The 17833-nt window shown below is 45.3% G+C and carries 17 protein-coding genes; 8 read left to right on the top strand and 9 right to left on the bottom strand.

Translation table 11 applies throughout. The features are described 5' to 3' along the window. Positions 1 to 102: 102 nt before the first annotated feature. Positions 103 to 1017, top strand: coding sequence for an acetylglutamate kinase (argB, locus tag MARME_RS02545; protein ID WP_013659709.1), 915 nt, complete (start codon positions 103 to 105; stop codon positions 1015 to 1017). A gap of 129 nt (positions 1018 to 1146) precedes the next feature. Continuing rightward, positions 1147 to 1740 carry a nucleoid occlusion factor SlmA gene (gene slmA, locus MARME_RS02540; protein WP_013659708.1) on the top strand — a complete coding sequence of 198 codons (594 nt, stop codon included), beginning with the start codon at positions 1147 to 1149 and terminating at the stop codon, positions 1738 to 1740. Positions 1741 to 1807: 67 nt separating this feature from the next. On the opposite strand, the gene pyrE is transcribed toward slmA, so the two are convergent. After that, positions 1808 to 2455: an orotate phosphoribosyltransferase gene (gene pyrE, locus MARME_RS02535; protein ID WP_013659707.1), complete on the bottom strand. Its 648-nt coding sequence runs from the start codon at positions 2453 to 2455 to the stop codon at positions 1808 to 1810. Positions 2456 to 2604: 149 nt separating this feature from the next. On the opposite strand from pyrE, the gene MARME_RS02530 reads away from it, so the two are divergent. Further along, on the top strand, positions 2605 to 3381 hold the full coding sequence (locus tag MARME_RS02530; protein ID WP_013659706.1) for an exodeoxyribonuclease III: 777 nt from the start codon (positions 2605 to 2607) through the stop codon (positions 3379 to 3381). A 101-nt stretch (positions 3382 to 3482) separates the two neighbouring features. Here MARME_RS02530 and MARME_RS02525 read toward each other — a convergent pair whose 3' ends face one another. The 7 genes from MARME_RS02525 to nrdR all read right to left on the bottom strand — a co-directional run bounded on the left by MARME_RS02525 (position 3483) and on the right by nrdR (position 8996). Further along, positions 3483 to 3959 (bottom strand): phosphatidylglycerophosphatase A family protein, encoded by a 477-nt coding sequence (locus MARME_RS02525; protein WP_013659705.1) that lies wholly within the window; start codon positions 3957 to 3959, stop codon positions 3483 to 3485. 55 nt (positions 3960 to 4014) lie between these two features. Next, positions 4015 to 4965 carry a thiamine-phosphate kinase gene (thiL, locus tag MARME_RS02520; protein ID WP_013659704.1) on the bottom strand — a complete coding sequence of 317 codons (951 nt, stop codon included), beginning with the start codon at positions 4963 to 4965 and terminating at the stop codon, positions 4015 to 4017. A gap of 163 nt (positions 4966 to 5128) precedes the next feature. Then, the gene (gene nusB / locus MARME_RS02515; RefSeq protein WP_013659703.1) at positions 5129 to 5617 is read right to left on the bottom strand and encodes a transcription antitermination factor NusB; all 489 of its coding nucleotides are present in this window, start codon (positions 5615 to 5617) and stop codon (positions 5129 to 5131) included. Between the two features lie 8 nt (positions 5618 to 5625). Further along, positions 5626 to 6102 carry a 6,7-dimethyl-8-ribityllumazine synthase gene (gene ribH, locus MARME_RS02510; RefSeq protein ID WP_013659702.1) on the bottom strand — a complete coding sequence of 159 codons (477 nt, stop codon included), beginning with the start codon at positions 6100 to 6102 and terminating at the stop codon, positions 5626 to 5628. Positions 6103 to 6119: 17 nt separating this feature from the next. Continuing rightward, positions 6120 to 7274 carry a bifunctional 3,4-dihydroxy-2-butanone-4-phosphate synthase/GTP cyclohydrolase II gene (gene ribBA, locus MARME_RS02505; protein WP_013659701.1) on the bottom strand — a complete coding sequence of 385 codons (1155 nt, stop codon included), beginning with the start codon at positions 7272 to 7274 and terminating at the stop codon, positions 6120 to 6122. Positions 7275 to 7356: 82 nt separating this feature from the next. Next, entirely contained in the window at positions 7357 to 8508 is a 1152-nt protein-coding gene (ribD, locus tag MARME_RS02500) for a bifunctional diaminohydroxyphosphoribosylaminopyrimidine deaminase/5-amino-6-(5-phosphoribosylamino)uracil reductase RibD (RefSeq protein ID WP_013659700.1), read from the bottom strand. A 17-nt stretch (positions 8509 to 8525) separates the two neighbouring features. Beyond that, complete coding sequence (gene nrdR, locus MARME_RS02495) at positions 8526 to 8996, bottom strand: transcriptional regulator NrdR (protein WP_013659699.1); 471 nt, start codon at positions 8994 to 8996, stop codon at positions 8526 to 8528. A 117-nt stretch (positions 8997 to 9113) separates the two neighbouring features. On the opposite strand from nrdR, the gene MARME_RS02490 reads away from it, so the two are divergent. Together MARME_RS02490 and ettA are read left to right on the top strand one after the other, a co-directional pair. After that, positions 9114 to 10019, top strand: coding sequence for a DMT family transporter (locus tag MARME_RS02490; protein WP_013659698.1), 906 nt, complete (start codon positions 9114 to 9116; stop codon positions 10017 to 10019). A gap of 110 nt (positions 10020 to 10129) precedes the next feature. After that, positions 10130 to 11791 (top strand): energy-dependent translational throttle protein EttA, encoded by a 1662-nt coding sequence (ettA, locus tag MARME_RS02485; protein ID WP_013659697.1) that lies wholly within the window; start codon positions 10130 to 10132, stop codon positions 11789 to 11791. 99 nt (positions 11792 to 11890) lie between these two features. Here the strand turns inward: ettA and MARME_RS02480 are convergent, their stop codons facing one another. Then, entirely contained in the window at positions 11891 to 13504 is a 1614-nt protein-coding gene (locus tag MARME_RS02480) for a methyl-accepting chemotaxis protein (protein WP_013659696.1), read from the bottom strand. Between the two features lie 329 nt (positions 13505 to 13833). Between MARME_RS02480 and codA the strand changes: the two genes are divergently transcribed. From codA to MARME_RS02465, 3 genes are all read left to right on the top strand, one after another. After that, positions 13834 to 15081 (top strand): cytosine deaminase, encoded by a 1248-nt coding sequence (gene codA / locus MARME_RS02475; protein WP_013659695.1) that lies wholly within the window; start codon positions 13834 to 13836, stop codon positions 15079 to 15081. Between the two features lie 88 nt (positions 15082 to 15169). Then, a complete protein-coding gene (locus MARME_RS02470; RefSeq protein WP_013659694.1) occupies positions 15170 to 16480 on the top strand; it encodes a DUF2868 domain-containing protein in 1311 nt (436 codons plus the stop codon). Beyond that, on the top strand, positions 16470 to 17828 hold the full coding sequence (locus tag MARME_RS02465; protein WP_013659693.1) for a GTPase/DUF3482 domain-containing protein: 1359 nt from the start codon (positions 16470 to 16472) through the stop codon (positions 17826 to 17828). The genes MARME_RS02470 and MARME_RS02465 overlap by 11 nt, the downstream gene beginning before the upstream one ends. Positions 17829 to 17833 lie beyond the last annotated feature (5 nt).

Below are 17833 nucleotides of genomic sequence, written 5' to 3'. Positions count from 1 at the left end.
AGTCGGAATTCGATGTATCCACCCTCGAATCGGTTAACATAATTTCCCGGCAATTGTGGAATATAAACAACAACTTCAAACAATAATAGGAGTGTTTTTTCAATGGCATTCACGCGTGAATCTGCTTTAGACGTGGCTCAAGTTCTGAGTGAGTCACTACCCTACATTCAACGTTTTGCAGGCAAAACCTTAGTCATCAAATACGGCGGCAACGCGATGACTGATGAAGCGTTGCAAGCCGGATTCGCTCGCGACATCGTATTAATGAAAGCCATTGGCATCAATCCTATTGTCGTGCATGGTGGCGGCCCACAAATTGGCGACATGCTTGAGAAACTGAGCATAGAATCGAAATTCATTAACGGTATGCGTGTCACCGATACCGCTACGATGGATGTCGTTGAAATGGTGCTTGGCGGCCAGGTTAACAAAGAAATTGTTAACCTTATTTCCAAAGCAGGCGGTAAAGCCATCGGTATTACTGGCAAAGACAGTGGTTTTATCAAAGCACGAAAATTGTTCGTTAAACACCAAGCGGAAGAAATGAGCGCACCAGAACAGGTCGACATTGGTCACGTTGGCGAAGTTGCCTCAATTGACACCAGTGTTTTAAAGGTTTTAGAAAACAGTGACTTAATCCCAGTTATTGCACCAATTGGCGTTGATTCTGACGGCAATGCCTACAACATTAACGCTGACCTAGTCGCTGGAAAAGTAGCGGAAGCCGTGAACGCAGAAAAATTGATGCTGCTTACGAACATCTCAGGTGTGCAAGACAAATCAGGACAAGTATTAACGGGCTTAAGTACGGCTCAAGTTGATGCATTGATTGCAGACGGCACGATCTACGGTGGCATGCTTCCTAAAATTAGTTGTGCCCTGTCGGCGGTTAATGCTGGTGTAACAAGCGCTCATATTATCGATGGTCGAGTACCGCACGCCACCTTACTTGAAATATTCACAGACGAAGGCGTGGGCACGTTGATCACGAATCAAAATAAAACCACACAAGCGTAGAGAAAGCACGGCTTGTAGCGCACACTTTTTGCAAGTTGAGAGAAATGACTTAATGACCGCGACTATTAGCCATGACTTATTGTTACCACGACTTATTATAGGACAGTCAATTTACGACGGGTGCCGAACATGACAAACAAGAAACCAGATCGCCGAACCCAAATTCTTCAAGCGCTTGCAGCGATGCTCGAAAGCAGTCCCGGTGCGAGAATTACGACCGCTGCGTTAGCAAAGCAAGTTGGAGTGTCAGAAGCCGCGCTTTATCGTCACTTTCCTAGCAAAGCAAAGATGTTTGAGGGTTTGATCGAGTTTATTGAAGAGTCTTTATTCAGCCGCATTACCCGCATCATTCAGGAAGAAAGTGACGTGGTAAAACGGACAGAAATGATTCTAACCTTGGTATTAGGGTTTTCAGATCACAACCCTGGTATGTGTCGTCTTCTGACTGGAGATGCGCTTGCGGGCGAAACAGAAAGGCTAAGAGTTCGTATTGCTCAGTTGTTCGATCGAATTGAAACGCAATTGAAGCAGATTATTCGTGAAGCAGATTTAAAACAAGGTTTACGTCCGACGATGGGAGTCGCACCTTGTGCTAACTTCTTAGTATCGCTTTTAGAAGGAAAAATTCGCCAATACGTTCGCAGCGAGTTCAAGAGTAAACCACTTAGTATGTGGAAAGATCAGTGGAACGTTTTGGCACAGAACTTGATGGTAAGTCGTTAACTGTAAAAAGAAAACGACTTATTAGAGCAGTATTTATCGTTGCATGCTAGACATATTGTAACGTGCATTAAATACCATAGTCACTTCGGTAAGCTTTAATGGCTTCCAAGTGTTTCGCAAATTCAGGCGATGACAGCTCTTCGAGATACGTCATGATGTCAGTAAGAGAAACGATGCTAATAACAGGCATATTAAAATCTCTTTCGACTTCCTGAATAGCCGACAATTCGCCTTTTCCGCGCTCTTGGCGGTCTAGTGCGATAAGAACACCAGCGGGGTTTGCATTCGCTTCTTTGATGATCGTCATCACTTCGCGAATGGCCGTACCTGCTGTAATGACATCGTCAATGATCATGACATTACCGGCTAGTGGTGCACCAACAAGTGTACCGCCTTCACCGTGATCTTTCGCTTCTTTACGGTTGAAAACGTACGGAGTGTCTACATTATGATGGTCATACAATGCAACGGCTGTGGTTGTTGCCAAAGGAATACCTTTGTAAGCAGGGCCAAATAAAACGTCAAAAGAGACGCCTGCTTCCATAAGCGCCGATGCGTAGAAACGGCCAAGTTTTGCTAACGCCTGCCCACTATTGAATAGGCCAGCGTTAAAGAAGTAAGGACTTACGCGTCCTGACTTCAATGTAAATTCGCCGAAACGTAATACGTTTTGCTGAATTGCGAATTCGATAAATTCTTTTTGGTAAGGTTTCATTCCAACTCCGAAAAGGTACTAAATAAAAAATTGAGCGCCTGCATAAAAGAGAACGTAGTTTAAAATTGTGACAAAAATCACATTCTAATGCTCTCTTACAGTAAATTGGCGCTAATATAACACATGCTCAGTAATTGTAGGGACCAGAAATGAAGGTCATTAGCCTTAATGTAAATGGTATAAGACAAGCAGCCGAACGCGGCTTTTTCGATTGGATGGTTCGTCAGAACCCAGATGTTGTATGTTTACAGGACTTACAAGTTGATGAGCGCAGTTTGAATGACAGCGTTTTTTTTCCTCCAGAATACAACACGTATTTTTTCGATTCGATGGAAGACCCTGAACAAGCAGGCGTTGCAATCTATTGTAAGGCCATGCCTAAAGCCATTATGACGGGTATGGGCTTCCCTGAATGCGATTTCGAAGGTCGCTTTATTCAAGCTGACTTTGATAACGTAAGTGTCGCCTCATTCTTAGCGCCACACGGCTCGAATAACGAAGAACCTCTTCAAGCGCACAAGTATGCGTTTATGGAAGGATTTAAAAATCATTTAATTAAAACTCGTCGTAAACGTCGCGAATTTATTTTCTGTGGCACTGCAAATGTCGCTCGCTCTCCGATTGATGTGAGTAGTTGGTTTGTCAATCAACGCAATTCTGGCTTTTTGCCTGACGAACGAAAATGGATCAATGAGATTTTCAACGAGCACGAATACATTGATGCTTATCGTCAAGTGAACAAACAAGACAAGCAATACACTTGGTGGCCGGATTACGAACGTGCGTGGAAATTAAATGAAGGTGGTCGCTTAGACTATCAAATCACCACACCTGGTATCAAAAATCAGATTCAAGGTGGTGGCGTGTATAAAGGACAGCGTTTCTCTGATCACGCTCCTTTGATAATGGAATATGATATCGATTAAGACCGAATAAGTCTGAAAAACTCATAAGGCGTATTAGCGATAGCATAATACGCCTTTTTTAGCCGAAGAAGCTCGTTAGCTTGGGCGTGTGGAAAATGCTTCTAGGCTAGAACCACATAGAGCTGTAATAGCGCGAATGCAAAGATACCCGCGATGATATCATCGAGCATAATGCCAAAGCCGCCATGCACGCGCTTGTCTATAAATGAGATTGGCCAAGGCTTCAGCACATCAAAAAATCGGAATAAAACGAAGCCAACAATAATGTATTCCCACCCTGTTGGTGCCATCCACATGGTAATCCAGTAGCCAACAAACTCATCCCAAACAATCCCTGAATGATCGTGAACACCGAGATCTTTTGAGGTTTTCCCACACAGATAAATCCCAACAATCGATGTTATCACTAATACGGCAAAATACACCGTGTTGCTTAAATCCTGCATCAAGAGATAAAGAGGAATCGCCGCTAAGGTGCCAAAGGTGCCTGGTGCTTTCGGTGCAGCACCGGAGCCTAGACCGAACGCCAGAAAATGAATCGGGTTTCGCCAAATAGACGAAGGTATTTTGTTAGACATAATCCACTCTACTTAGAAACTTTTTAATTGTAACGTCAGGCTAGACAACATAATCTTAAAAGTGCTGCCAGCCATCGAGCTCGCCTTCATAGCCTTCAACAGCAAAGCCCGAATCGGTAATTTCGCCAATAAGACTACAGGGTAAATGTAACGTTTGCATGATGATATTAACTTCGTCCCGTGCAGACTTAGGCGCCGTAAAACACAGTTCATAATCATCGCCACCCGTCAGCGCCAGTCGAAGCGCCTCTTCAGGCCGCCAATCTAGCAAGGCGTCAGATAAAGGCAATTTGCTTGGCTCGATACGCGCACCAACATCAGACGCTTTCGTAATGTGTTTCAAATCTTGCGCCAATCCGTCTGATATATCGAGCATGCTGTTGACGATGTTTTTTAACGCCATACCAGCAATCAAACGTGGCATTGGCCGCCAATACGCCTCGTAGAAGTAGTCAAACCGTTCAGGAGACACTTGCAGCTCACCAGTAACAATCGGCACCGCGGCCGATGCGTCTCCTAACATGCCTGTCACATAGATATCGTCACCCACTAGAGCGCCACTTCGCCTAGGCGTTTTATCTTGTTCGACGTAGCCATGCACCTGAAGTGTGATGGTTAAAGGGCCTTTTGTGGTATCCCCGCCAACCAACAGCAAACCGATTTGATCCGCTAACTCGGCCATACCTGCGGCAAGTTCCGCCAGCCATTGAGGGTCTGAGTCCGGTAGCGTTAAACCAAGCGTAAAAAACGCAGGTTTTGCTCCCATCGCAGCCAGATCGCTCACACAGGATGCCACCGCTCGATAGCCGATATCTCGCGGGTCTGCATCAAAAGGAAAGTGACGCCCCTCAACCAAGGTATCCATCGAAAAGACCAAGGTTTGATTCGCTGGCACCTTGACCTGCGCACAGTCATCACCAATCCCACAGAGTATATCGTCACGACCACGCACATCGGCCATTCTCGACGCCTGAAAAATGGACTGAATTAACTCAAACTCTTTCACCGTTTAATGCCCGCCATCATCCGTTTTTACATCCTACCTGTTTGTACGCCTCACTGGCTTTTATCCCGACATAAAACAAAGCCATCGGTAATCTTAGTTCACCGATGGCTTTGTTTTTAGCTGTCTGACTTGCACCGCTCTTCTAAATCATTCTTTAGAGACGTTATCCATTACGTCGTGCAGCAATCTCTTCACGACGAACACGTTGTGCAAGTTTGTCCAAAATACCGTTCACGTATTTGTGACTTTCACTGGCACCAAATGACTTCGCCAATTCAACACTTTCGTTAATTGCAACGCGATATGGAACGTCAAGACGGTGCGCTAATTCGTATGAACCTATACGCAACACGGCAAGTTCAATTGCGTCTAGTTCCGATAAAGCACGGTCTAGTAACTCTTCGAAAAGAGAATCCAACTCTTTTGCTTTTGCAGTAACGCCTTGCAACAAATCGCGGAAGTACACTTTATCGCACGCGCTCATGTCTTGCTCAAGCGTAAATTGCGTCTCAATTTCATTCACTGCGGAATGATTCATTTGCCATTGGTAAATGGCTTGCAAAGCTAATCCACGTGACGCGCTGCGCAATTGCGAACGCGATGGTTTCTTTGCTTTTTTCGGTTGTGTATTGGACTTATCCAAATCGCTCATTCTATGCCTCAGTCTTCTAAGCTGCGCAAAACCGCCACAGTTTCAAGAGCAGACAAAGCAGCTTCGCTGCCTTTATTTCCTGCTTTTGTTCCTGCTCGTTCTATTGCCTGCTCAATCGTGTCTACTGTCAATACGCCAAACGATACCGGAATATCAAACTCTAATGCCAACTGCCCTAACCCTTTAACACATTCACCAGCAACGTATTCAAAGTGAGGTGTCCCGCCGCGTATGACGGCCCCCAGTGCAATAATGGCATCGAATTGTTTCTTCTCGGCAACTTTTTTAATCACTATTGGGATTTCAAAAGCACCTGGCGCATAAACTACTGTTATGTCTTCTTTGTTTATCCCGTGACGAACTAAGGTATCAATGGCCCCGTCTTTTAAGCTTTCTACAACATAGCTGTTAAAGCGCCCTACGACCAACGCAAACTTCGCGCCTGGTGCAGAGAAATGGCCTTCATAAGTTTTAATATCGCTCATATCTGCCTCACTCTCAATTACGTTTCATTGCTATCAGATAGACCGTCAGAACCTATATAGGATGAGTACGGAATAAACTCCACGGCTTCTAAATCAAAGCCCGTGAGAGAGAACTTTTTAGGCGAACTAAGCAGCCGCATTTTACGAATACCCAGATCACGCAATATTTGTGAACCTGTTCCTACGGTTAAGTAGGTTCCTGACCCACTTTTATCAGCACTTTTAACCGTTTGAGGCGTTAATGCTGATGTAAAATTCATCGCCAAATCCGTCTGCTTCTCCGACACATCAACCAGTACAACAACCCCTTCACCTTGTTTTGCAATGTACTGCAGTGCGCTTGACATCGTCCAACTAGGAGGACATCCTTCTCGCACTATATTTGCAAAATCCCGTGCAGGATCTGCCACGTGTACTCGAACCAAGGTCGGCTCAGCATCACTGGGTTCTCCTTTGACAAAAGCCAAATGGGACAGGTTTTGTACGGTGTCTCGGTAGGTGATCAGATTAAAATCGCCCGCCTCTGTACTTACCACTTGTTCGGACTCTCGAACTACGGTTGTTTCATTTAGCGTGCGATAGTGTATCAGGTCGGCGATTGTACCAATTTTTATTCCATGTTTCTCGGCAAACTTTTCTAAATCTGACCTTCTTGCCATTGTTCCATCATCATTAATGACCTCAACGATGACAGAAGCCGCTTCATAGCCCGCCATTCGCGCTAAATCGCACCCAGCTTCGGTATGACCTGCTCGACTCAATACCCCACCAGGTTTCGCCATTAAAGGAAAAACATGCCCAGGCTGAACAATGTCTTCTGGCAATGCATTTGCCATTACCGCACGTTTTACGGTTAATGCTCGGTCTGCAGCAGAAATGCCGGTCGTCACCCCTTCTGCCGCCTCAATGGACAGCGTGAAGTTTGTACTGTAAACCGTGCCGTTTTGATTAACCATGAGAGGCAAGTTTAATTGCTGACAGCGCTCAGGTGTCAGCGTCAAACAAATCAGTCCACGCGCGTGCACCGCCATAAAATTAATAATGTCTGGCGTTACGCACTCCGCCGGAACGATAATATCACCCTCGTTTTCGCGGTCCTCATCATCCATCAGAATAACCATCTTACCCTGACGTAGATCCGCTAAAATTTCATCGATTAAATTCAGAGCCATTTTCACGTCTTCTTTGTACACTCGTTAATAGCACTATAGTTCAATTATTGAGCGCAGACCTTGATCTGAACGAGGATAACGATTATTCCTCTAAAGCATCCTCTTCAAGGTACTTTGGAAAATACACCATCTTAAGGTCATTCCCCACGGAGCGAACTGACTCCAATTCTAGTTCAACCGCATCCTTCATCACGTCAATCGGTAGGCGCATTAACGGTCTCGCGTCTGACCCCAACAACTTTGGCGCGACGTACACAACAAGTTCATCAACTAAACCTTCTCGTAAAAACGCGCCAGCCAATTCCGCTCCTGTCTCCACCAGCACTTCGTTAATGCCCTGATCAGCAAGCAACCCCATGCATTCGATCAAATCCATTCGACCATCTTCACCAACCGGCGCGAATTCAATATTCACCCCCGTTTTCTTCAGTGCATCAAAGTGTTCTTGCTCAATGTCTTCTTCGACACAAAACATCAGCGCTTCTTTGCCTGGTTTTAGAATCTTCGCTTCGGGAGGAATCGACAGCGCAGTATCCATGATCACACGCAAAGGTTGACGCACTGATTTCGAATCGACCTCTTGATCATCAGAATCAATTCGAACCGTCATACTTGGATTATCGAGAATAACCGAACCAATTCCGGTCACTATCGCATCACTTTGAGCTCGAAGTCGCTGAACATCAAGACGTGCGGCAGATCCTGTAATCCACTGGCTTTCGCCGGATTCCATGGCCGTTCGACCGTCTAAACTCATCGCCATTTTTAGTCGAATATAGGGCAAGCCTTCGCGCATACGTTTATTGAAGCCAAGGTTTAGGCGCTCACATTCGTTTTCTAATACTGGTCCAATTACCTGCACACCCGCTTTTTCCAGTTTCGCCAAACCACGGCCTGCTACTTGTGGATTCGGATCTTGCATACCGTAAACAACGACGGCGATGCCAGCTTTTATCAGCGCATCGGCACACGGTGGCGTTTTTCCCTGATGGCTACAAGGCTCCAAGGTTACATACGCGGTCGCGCCTTCCACACTTTCCATGGCGCTAGCAAGCGCATTCACTTCAGCATGCCCTTCACCCGCGCGCGCATGGAAGCCTTCTCCGATAATTCGATCATCTTTTACAATGACACATCCCACTCTAGGATTCGGATGAGTGGTGTATAACCCTTTTTTAGCCAACTGGACTGCTTGACTCATATATTCAGTGTGTTTCTGCATTTCATCACTCATTATTTTAAGCTCGCCAATTAGGCTTCTTTTTTAGGATTACCACTTTCAAGACGCTCGATCTCTTCACGGAATTCACTAATGTCTTTAAAACTGCGATATACAGAAGCAAAACGCACATACGCGACTTGATCAAGTCGCTTTAATTGATCCATTACCGCTTCTCCTAACCATCGAGAAGCAATCTCTCGCTCACCTGTAGCTTGCATCTTTTCTTTAATTCGAGCGATTGCCGTTTCTACGTCTTCGATACTAACGGGTCTTTTTTCAATCGATTTAAGAATCCCCTGACGCAGCTTTTCATCGTCAAAAGGGACTCTGCTACCATCGCTTTTGATCAACTTTGGCATCTGTAACTCAGCAACTTCGAACGTTGTAAAACGCTCTTGGCACTCGTTGCAAGTACGACGTCGCCGAACCTGTGCGCCTTCTGAAACAAGACGCGAATCAAGAACTTTGGTATCTTGAGCTCCACAAAATGGGCAACGCATGATTTATCCATCATTTAATTGATACGAATATCGGCTTCTTAAATAGAGCCTTTCTGTAAAACAAATGATATCAACCCTACCCTATGATAGAAAGTGAACATTAAGGAATAGAAACGGATGATACTGGCCGAATTGTCTGGCTTAATTGCCGCGCTATGCTGGACCGTCACAAGCCTCATGGCACCCAGTTTAATTAAGCAGTTTGGTACGTCACGCTTTAATGCCGGGCGCATTTTTATCGCAAGTGTTATATTGATCTTCCTTTGTGTCATTCAACAACGCTTCTCTAGCACCCTGTGGGACTATGCGCTGCCGCTGGCTTTATCTGGGTTTGTCGGCATCTTTCTAGGCGACACAATGCTCTTTAATGCGGTTCATCGCTTAGGACCACGCCGAGCAGGTGTGCTTTTCGCAACCAATGCCCCTGTGTCGATTCTACTTAGTTGGCTGTTCTTGTCTGAAACACTGTCGCTCTTGGAGCTTTTAGCCTGCGCCATCGTGTTATTAGGCGTCATCATCGCCATCCTCTTTGGCAAACGCGGCGCGTCTCATGAATGGGAACAAACCAAAGGTCGTCTTTGGGTCGGTATTCTTCTCGCCTTTGGTGGTGCCGTTGGACAAGCCAGCGGGGCACTGCTGGCGAAACCTGCCTTACTCGCCGGTGTCGACCCGTTTGCCGTTTCTGCCTTTCGTGTCACCGTTGGTGCGCTTGCCCTACTACTGGTATTTTTTGTTTATAACCGCCCTAGGCTCTCACCAGAATTGCGCCCCCTTCGTGACATTCCCGTGTCGCACTTTTTTAAACTAGCGGGTATGGCAACGCTTGGCATGGTGACAGGAATGAGCATTTTGGTATGGGGAATAGGCAATGCCAATGTTGGTATCGTGATGACGCTATCGGCGACCGTCCCCGTCTTGGTCTTACCCGGCCTTTGGTTAACAACCAAAATACGCCCAGCACTCGGTGCGTGGGTTGGCGCAATATTCGTCGTAATAGGCGCGGCTTTGATAATCTGGTTCTAATTCATTAGAACCTCGGACACTGTCACGTACCTAGCCGCCTATGCTATTCTTCTCCTATACAGTTAATCCTTAATCACTCAATTCAATTCTATAGGATCATACATACGCTTATGGCTCAGTTTGTATACAGCATGAATCGCGTTGGGAAAGTCGTTCCCCCAAAGCGCGAAATCCTCAAAGACATTTCCCTTTCTTTTTTTCCGGGTGCAAAAATCGGTGTACTGGGTCTAAATGGATCGGGTAAATCGACACTGCTACGCATCATGGCAGGCGTTGATACCGAACATAATGGTGAAGCACGTCCGATGCCGGGCATTAAAATCGGCTACTTGGAACAAGAACCTCACCTTGATCCAACTAAAAACGTTCGCGGTATCGTTGAAGAAGCCTTCACCGATGTGATCGAGGCCATGGCACGCCTAGATGCGGTTTACGCTGAATACGCAGAACCCGATGCCGACTTCGATGCCTTGGCAAAAGAGCAAGGTCAATTGGAAGCCTTGATCGAAGCAAAAGAAGGCCACAATTTAGAACGTGCCTTGGAAGTTGCTGCTGAAGCACTTCGCTTACCACCTTGGGAAGCGAATGTTGAGCACCTTTCAGGTGGTGAACGTCGTCGTGTGGCTCTGTGTCGTCTATTGCTGGACAAACCAGACATGATCCTTCTGGACGAGCCAACTAACCACTTGGATGCTGAATCCGTTGCTTGGTTAGAGCGCTTCTTGAAAGATTACCCTGGTACCGTGGTCGCCATTACCCACGACCGTTACTTCTTAGACAATGCGGCGGGTTGGATTTTGGAACTGGACCGTGGTCATGGTATTCCATACGAAGGTAACTACTCTTCTTGGTTGGAACAAAAAGATGCCCGTTTGGAACAAGAAGCCAAACAACAAGCCTCCCATCAAAAAGCCATAAAATCTGAGCTTGAATGGGTTCGTCAAAACGCCAAAGGTCGTCAGTCTAAGTCCAAAGCGCGTTTAGCACGTTTCGAAGAAATGAACTCTCAAGAGTTCCAAGATCGTAACGAAACCAACGAATTGTATATTCCACCTGGCCCTCGCCTTGGTTCTAAAGTCATCGAAATCGAAGGCGTGAGCAAGAGCTTCGAACATAAGATGCTACTAGAAGACTTCAACATGGTCGTACCACAAGGCGCGATTGTTGGAGTCGTTGGTGGTAACGGAGCCGGTAAATCAACGCTGTTTAAAATGATCGCTGGCACCGAAAAACCCGATACTGGAACCGTGACTTTAGGCGACACAGTTCAACTGGCTTACGTTGACCAAATGCGTGAATTAGATGGCGATAAAACCGTCTTCGAAGAAATTTCGGATGGTCAAGACATGATCACGGTTCACAACTACAAAGTACCGGCTCGTGCTTACATTGGTCGCTTTAATTTTAAAGGCTCCGATCAACAGAAATTCGTTAAGCACTTGTCTGGTGGTGAGCGTAACCGCTTGCACTTGGCTAAGTTACTTAAAGAAGGTGGCAACGTCTTGCTACTGGATGAGCCGACCAACGACCTAGACGTCGAAACCTTACGTTCATTGGAAGATGCGTTATTGGCCTTCCCGGGCGCTGCCATTGTGATTTCCCATGACCGTTGGTTCCTAGACCGTATCGCGACTCATATTCTAGCCTACGAAGGTGATTCTAAAGCGGTTTTCTTTGAAGGAAACTATCAGGAATACGAGGCCGACTACAAGAATCGTACCGGTAATGACGCAACACCTACTCGTATTAAATACAAGAAGATTGACGCTTAATACAATTTTAGTATTTAAAACTCAGCAATAAAAAAGCGCTTCTGGTTTTACACCCGAAGCGCTTTTTTAATCTCGCCAGTTCTTACATCACTTTAGCTCTTAGACTTTAAAGCTACCGACTTGCACATTCAGTGCTTGGTAAAGGTCTGAGATCTGAGTCGATTGTGTTTGGATCACGTCAGCGACGGATTGAACTTCATCAGACTGCCCTTTCAATGAGTTTAAATTCTCATTGATATCATTTGACACAATCGCCTGCTCTTGTGTCGCTTGTGCGGTTTGCGCAGCCATCTCTTGAACCTTACCAAATGACTCTTGCAACGAACCAAATATACGTATTACTTCATCAAAATTCGATACGGTTTTGTCTGCATTGGAACGACTGTTTTGTATCGCTTTAGACGATTCTGATACGTTAACTTTTAACTGCTCAATCATCGATTCGATCTCATTGGTACTGTCTTGAGTTCGAGTAGCAAGCGTTCGAACCTCATCCGCAACAACAGCAAAACCACGACCTTGTTCACCGGCACGAGCCGCTTCTATTGCCGCGTTTAGCGCCAATAAATTCGTCTGCTCTGCAATATTTCGAATCACCTCAAGAACCGAGGCAATGGCTTCAGAGCTTTTTTGCAGTTCATCGGATCTTGTTAAGGCATCATCAATGTCGAGCACTAACCTTCTAATTGCACTGTTAGAACCATTGACGGCGGTGATACCTTGCTCCGCTAGCTGATTAGAATTTTGCGACTCACTTGCTGTCTCACTAGCAACATCCGACATTTGTTGGTTGGCCATACTCATTTCGTGTCCGGCACTCACAATAGAGTTAGAAGCATTAACCAAGGCTTCTGTCACACCTGCTGTACGGCTTGAGGCGCTGTTAAGCTCTCCCGTCATACCACCCAACGAATGAGCTTGAGTTTGGATCGTTGTAATAATGCCTCGCAAACGTTCAACAAAGTTGTCGAACTCGTTTGCTAAGTCGCCTAATTCATCTTTCGCCGATGAATTAATACGCTGAGTCAGATCACCATCACCTTCTGCAATTTCACGAATTCGCACCGCAAGACCGTTCGCTCGACCCGCAATTTGTTTTGGTACAATCAGGCCAAACAGGAATACAATCACCAACGTAATAGCAATCGCGACAATACTGAGCATTTCTCTTGAGTTCACAAGATCCTGTATTTCCTTACCGTCTTGCTTAGCATGAAGACCAACGACTTCACCCGCTTTGTCTAAAATTCCTCTGAGATCTGAGAATTTTTTGTCAGATGATGCAAGCTCATCTGTAACGTCTATACCTGATTGACTGCTTTTCAAAAGCGCAGCACTTTGTGATCGCCATTCAGAAAACAACGAATCAAAGTTTTGGAAATCTTGATAAAGCTCTGGGAAATCGCCAACATGGTCACGGTATAAATTGAATCGATCGATTACTTGTTGAGCATTTTCATCAAATTCCGCATACAGTTCATCAAAGTTTCCTTGCTTAGCAACAATTTGTTCCATCGCCAAGCGTGCTTGATAAAAGTCGCGGTCTGCATTTAAGACGACAGAAACAGCTCCGAAGTAATTCTCCGCCTGGCGGCTCATCGCTGATTTTTGTGTCTCGATTAAGGAAGTCATAACAGCAAACGTTCCAACCATAATAACGGCAAGCAACAAAAGCGGTGCAGTTATCTTGGCTCTTATCGACTGTAAGCGCATAGCAATTACCTTCATAAGTTGTTAAATACGCTTGCAGTCTAGTTAAGCAAAAAATAGCAAACAACAGCCAACAACATTTTCCTACAGAACACCTTACGAAGAATTACATAACTTCCTTCCACTTTCCTACATCCGCGTAAGCCAAAGCCTACAAAAATGTCTAGTATTTCGTCGAAATTTGAATTAAAAGAATCTAAAATCCTAAAAAAAACTCCCAAGGCCGCATACGATTGGCAAAATTATCGATTACAAATATTCACCCATATGCCGTCATGTGATTTACTGTAACTAGGCGACAGCCCAAAACATTAGGAAACACTGGAGAGCATATGAAGATTGTTAACGCTCGTTTAAGAAAGCAAAGCGACTTATTCACCGTTGAGATCAAAGAGGGCGTGTTTAACAGCATTAAAAAGCAAGCTGATTCGATCTCTGCTCTGCCAACGGACATGAATGCTAACGGCAATCTATTATGCGCCCCCTTTGTTGAACCCCATATTCATCTAGACGCCGCGCTCACAGCAGGAGAGCCGGAATGGAACCGCAGCGGCACCTTATTTGAGGGCATTGAGCGTTGGTCTCAACGCAAACCCATGCTAAATGAAGCAGATATACGAGCACGCGTAACAAAAACACTTGAACTTCTGATAGAACAAGGCGTGCAACATATAAGAACCCATGTTGATACAACGGATCCATCACTTGTGGCGCTCAAGACCTTATGCGCTATGCGTGATGAACTCAAAGACACGCTCGATATCCAAGTAGTAGCTTTTCCTCAAGAAGGCATTCCGTCCTTTCCAAATGGCGAAAAGCTAATGGAAGAAGCGATGGAAATAGGAGCCGATGTTGTTGGTGGCATCCCTCATTTTGAGTACACCCGAGAGCTTGGCGAACAATCGGTTAAGTTTCTAGTCAAGTTGGCGCTTAAGTACGACCGTCTGATTGATGTTCATTGTGATGAAATTGATGACCCAAACTCACGCTTTCTTGAGTTTCTTGCTTATGAAGCGCTAAAGCACAATATTGGTAATAGAGTGACGGCCAGTCATACCACAGCGATGCATTCCTACGACAATGCCTATTGCTCGAAACTATTCAGATTACTCAAACATTCGGGCATAAACTTTATCTCCTGCCCTACTGAGAGTATTCACCTTCAAGGACGCTTTGACACTTACCCAAAACGCCGTGGCGTGACACGCGTTAAAGAGCTCAACGAGGCGGGGTTAAACGTCAGCTTTGCTCAAGATTCTATCTTCGATCCATGGTACTCGCTCGGTAATGGTAAACTATTACGTACGTTAGATTCTGGTCTGCATATCTGCCAGATGATGGGCTATGATGACTTTATCAGCGCATTAGACTTTATCTCCGACAACAGCGCGAAAACCCTAAAGCTCCAGAACTATGGTATTAAAGTAGGCAACCCAGCAAACGCGATTCTACTAAGCGGTTTTGACGACTACAGTGTATTAAGAAACCAAGGGGATGTGCTTTTAAACATAAGGAAAGGTAACATTATTATGGAAAAGCAGCCGGCCAAGCTTTTGAGCAAAGTGTCATTACCGATTTAGTTCCGTCTTCTAACGAGATCTTAGAGCGACGTTTCAAAAGCCTTGATGCAAGCCGCTGATTTAAATACATCTATATTAAGCAGTATTTATGAAAGACAATGAAAAGCTTGCGTTGCTTAGAAATCTAAACGAAGCGCACACGTTAGGCCAAACCGAAGATTCGATTTCACGCTTCAACTCTCATTACAAATTGGCGTTCGACAAACTGGTGTCGATAAAGAAAACGGTCATTGTTGCGCTACTAAGCATCGCCGTTCTACTCGGAGCCTCTATTGCACCGAGTACATTTGGGCAATCCGATGGTAACCATATTAATGTATTCTGGCTGTTGCTCCTATTACTTGGAGCAAACACCTTAAGCTTATTGCTCTGGCTGCTTTCCTGTTTTATTCGACCTTCGGGAAGTCGTAACTGGCAGCACATCGTTCAGCTTTTAATTCGATTCGGTGCAAAACTCGCTAAGTCTGAGCCTCGTTATGTCAAAGCCTACCAAGAACTATATCTAGCAAATCAACGCGGAAAGTGGCTTATTGGTAGCTTAATGCACACCACCTGGGCCTGTTATTTAATGGGCGGGCTTTTAAGTACCGGCGTTTACTTAATGACCCATGAAGTACATTTCGTCTGGGAAACGACATTGTTAAGTTCATCAGACTTTCAGAATTTCACTCGTCTTTTAGGAGCGTTTCCTAACCTATTAGGTGTTTCTGTCCCAAGTAACCTCGAAGTACAGCTGAGCGCCTTGTCTAACACTGAATGGTCGAACGCTGGATGGTCGAACGCTGAATTGTCTAATACGGAAAGGTTACCCGCCCTTCAGCAAAAGTGGGCGTACCTTGTACTTTTTAGTATCATTCTATACGGTATCGTTCCGCGATTTCTGCTCATCACGTTTTCATATTCACGCTATAAATTCACGCTTTCACAAGCGATAAAAGCCATCCTAGCGCATGCCAAAGCCTCTCAAAAGGAACAACATCAAACCATCATTATTGATGAAGACTCAAAGGGCGCTGATATAACAACCTCTACCGCCACCAAGATAAAGTCAGCCACAGCATCGGATTTCAACGCACCTTTATTTGGCTTTGAATGGGACGGTGACAAGGTCAATGGACACTCGCTAAAGACGATCAACAATCGACAAGATCAAAAAGAACTTTTAGAGCATAACGTACCACTCTCTGCATTCAGCCTCGTCGTGAATGGAGGTAATTGCCCTGATCGTGGCTCTCTAAGATTTTTAAAACAAATGGCGCAGGCGAGCACACACTTTACGCTCATCATTGTTGGTAACACTTACGAACAACAATGGGTACAACATGCCCTAAATGCCAATATCGAAACCAATCGCTTACGCTATTGGTCTGCAAATGAGGCGCATCATCATGCCGATTAATCTACTTATCGTAGGTCATGCTAATACTGGGAAAACCTCGCTAATACGCACACTAATACGCGACAAAGGATTTGGGCAAGTCGGCAATATTGCAGGCACAACCAGACACGTTGAAGCAGTTGATATTAAAGTAGAGCGCCGCTCAGTCCTGCGTTTAATTGATACCCCCGGATTCGAGGATTCGATTGGACTTTGGGATGCACGACAGCAACCCGAATACAGCGGGGTCACGAACTATCAATGGCTCGAAACTTTCCCTGATACGGCGTTAGGACAACAGGAGTTTGAGCAAGAAAGTAAAATCATTAAGCAATTAATCAACGCAGATATCATTCTCTATGTGATCGACTCTCGACAAGCACCTCTTGGCAAATATCTCGATGAGCTGAACGTATTAGCCTGCGCTAACAAACCCATCATTCCTATCTTGAACTTCAGTCACCCTGCGACTGAGCAGCAGGATAAATGGAAATCGGTTCTCGCTGAGCGCCACCATCATGCGTTCGTAAAATACGATACCGTCGCTTTCTTTTTCGAAGACGAAAAACGTTTGTATCAAACACTGCAAAGCCTTGCTCCTAGTCAGTATGATGCACTGCAAACACTGCTCGACACACGATACGAAGCAGCAAAACAGCGTCTAGACGAAGCAACGAAGTACGTAGCTGAAATGTTATTCGCCTGTGCATCTAAACGCATAGAAAGCGCGTTATACCCGCCGGAGAAAAACGTTCAGGAAGCCTTTGAAAACGCGGTTCGATCGATCGAACAAAGTGCTATTTTGCGCTTGCTTTCTTTATACGATTTCCAAAAAGAAGACACTCTGGTCAATACACTCCCCATTGCGAACAACCGCTGGACTCAGGATCTATTTTCTCCTGAAAGTTTAACCGAATGGGGGCTTCAAGCCGGAACCAGTGCGGCTACAGGCGCAGCGATTGGCGTTAGTATCGATATACTCAGTGCCGGGTTGTCGTTAGGGACGGCAACAACCATTGGCGCATTGCTTGGCGCAACGTGGGAAACAGGTAAACATTATAAAGAAACAATAAAGAGCAAAATAACGAAAAAGCACTTACTTTGCCTTCAAGACGCCACATTGACCTTGCTTACATTCAGAGCAATTACCTTGATAAGACACTTACATCAGCGAGGCCACGCTAGCATTGAAGCGTATAAACTTGGGATGGATGTCGATGATGAACTTAAGTCACTCACTTCAGAATTGCCGACGCTTTGGAAAGCGATTCGCCAACGATCTGAACAAAATGTTATTCAATCCAGCAAAAACCAAAAACTCATTGCCGAATTAAAGTCTGAACTGAAGGTTTACGTGACCCTAGACTAGCGAAA

The sequence above is a fragment of the Marinomonas mediterranea MMB-1 genome, from assembly GCF_000192865.1.
GTDB lineage: Bacteria > Pseudomonadota > Gammaproteobacteria > Pseudomonadales > Marinomonadaceae > Marinomonas > Marinomonas mediterranea.
Note: the sequence above shows the minus strand (reverse complement) of the source record. Positions and strands in the feature narration are given on the sequence as shown.

Bases quoted from the DNA above. Each gene is read 5' to 3' on its own strand.
- MARME_RS02525 (WP_013659705.1), bottom strand. From the start codon at position 3,959: ATGTCTAACAAAATACCTTCGTCTATTTGGCGAAACCCGATTCATTTT.
- nusB (WP_013659703.1), bottom strand. From the start codon at position 5,617: ATGAGCGATTTGGATAAGTCCAATACACAACCGAAAAAAGCAAAGAAA.
- MARME_RS02480 (WP_013659696.1), bottom strand. From the start codon at position 13,504: ATGCGCTTACAGTCGATAAGAGCCAAGATAACTGCACCGCTTTTGTTG.
- MARME_RS02490 (WP_013659698.1), top strand. From the start codon at position 9,114: ATGATACTGGCCGAATTGTCTGGCTTAATTGCCGCGCTATGCTGGACC.
- argB (WP_013659709.1), top strand. From the start codon at position 103: ATGGCATTCACGCGTGAATCTGCTTTAGACGTGGCTCAAGTTCTGAGT.
- slmA (WP_013659708.1), top strand. From the start codon at position 1,147: ATGACAAACAAGAAACCAGATCGCCGAACCCAAATTCTTCAAGCGCTT.
- MARME_RS02530 (WP_013659706.1), top strand. From the start codon at position 2,605: ATGAAGGTCATTAGCCTTAATGTAAATGGTATAAGACAAGCAGCCGAA.
- codA (WP_013659695.1), top strand. From the start codon at position 13,834: ATGAAGATTGTTAACGCTCGTTTAAGAAAGCAAAGCGACTTATTCACC.
- nrdR (WP_013659699.1), bottom strand. From the start codon at position 8,996: ATGCGTTGCCCATTTTGTGGAGCTCAAGATACCAAAGTTCTTGATTCG.
- MARME_RS02465 (WP_013659693.1), top strand. From the start codon at position 16,470: ATGCCGATTAATCTACTTATCGTAGGTCATGCTAATACTGGGAAAACC.
- ribBA (WP_013659701.1), bottom strand. From the start codon at position 7,274: ATGGCTCTGAATTTAATCGATGAAATTTTAGCGGATCTACGTCAGGGT.
- pyrE (WP_013659707.1), bottom strand. From the start codon at position 2,455: ATGAAACCTTACCAAAAAGAATTTATCGAATTCGCAATTCAGCAAAAC.
- ribH (WP_013659702.1), bottom strand. From the start codon at position 6,102: ATGAGCGATATTAAAACTTATGAAGGCCATTTCTCTGCACCAGGCGCG.
- MARME_RS02470 (WP_013659694.1), top strand. From the start codon at position 15,170: ATGAAAGACAATGAAAAGCTTGCGTTGCTTAGAAATCTAAACGAAGCG.
- ribD (WP_013659700.1), bottom strand. From the start codon at position 8,508: ATGAGTGATGAAATGCAGAAACACACTGAATATATGAGTCAAGCAGTC.
- ettA (WP_013659697.1), top strand. From the start codon at position 10,130: ATGGCTCAGTTTGTATACAGCATGAATCGCGTTGGGAAAGTCGTTCCC.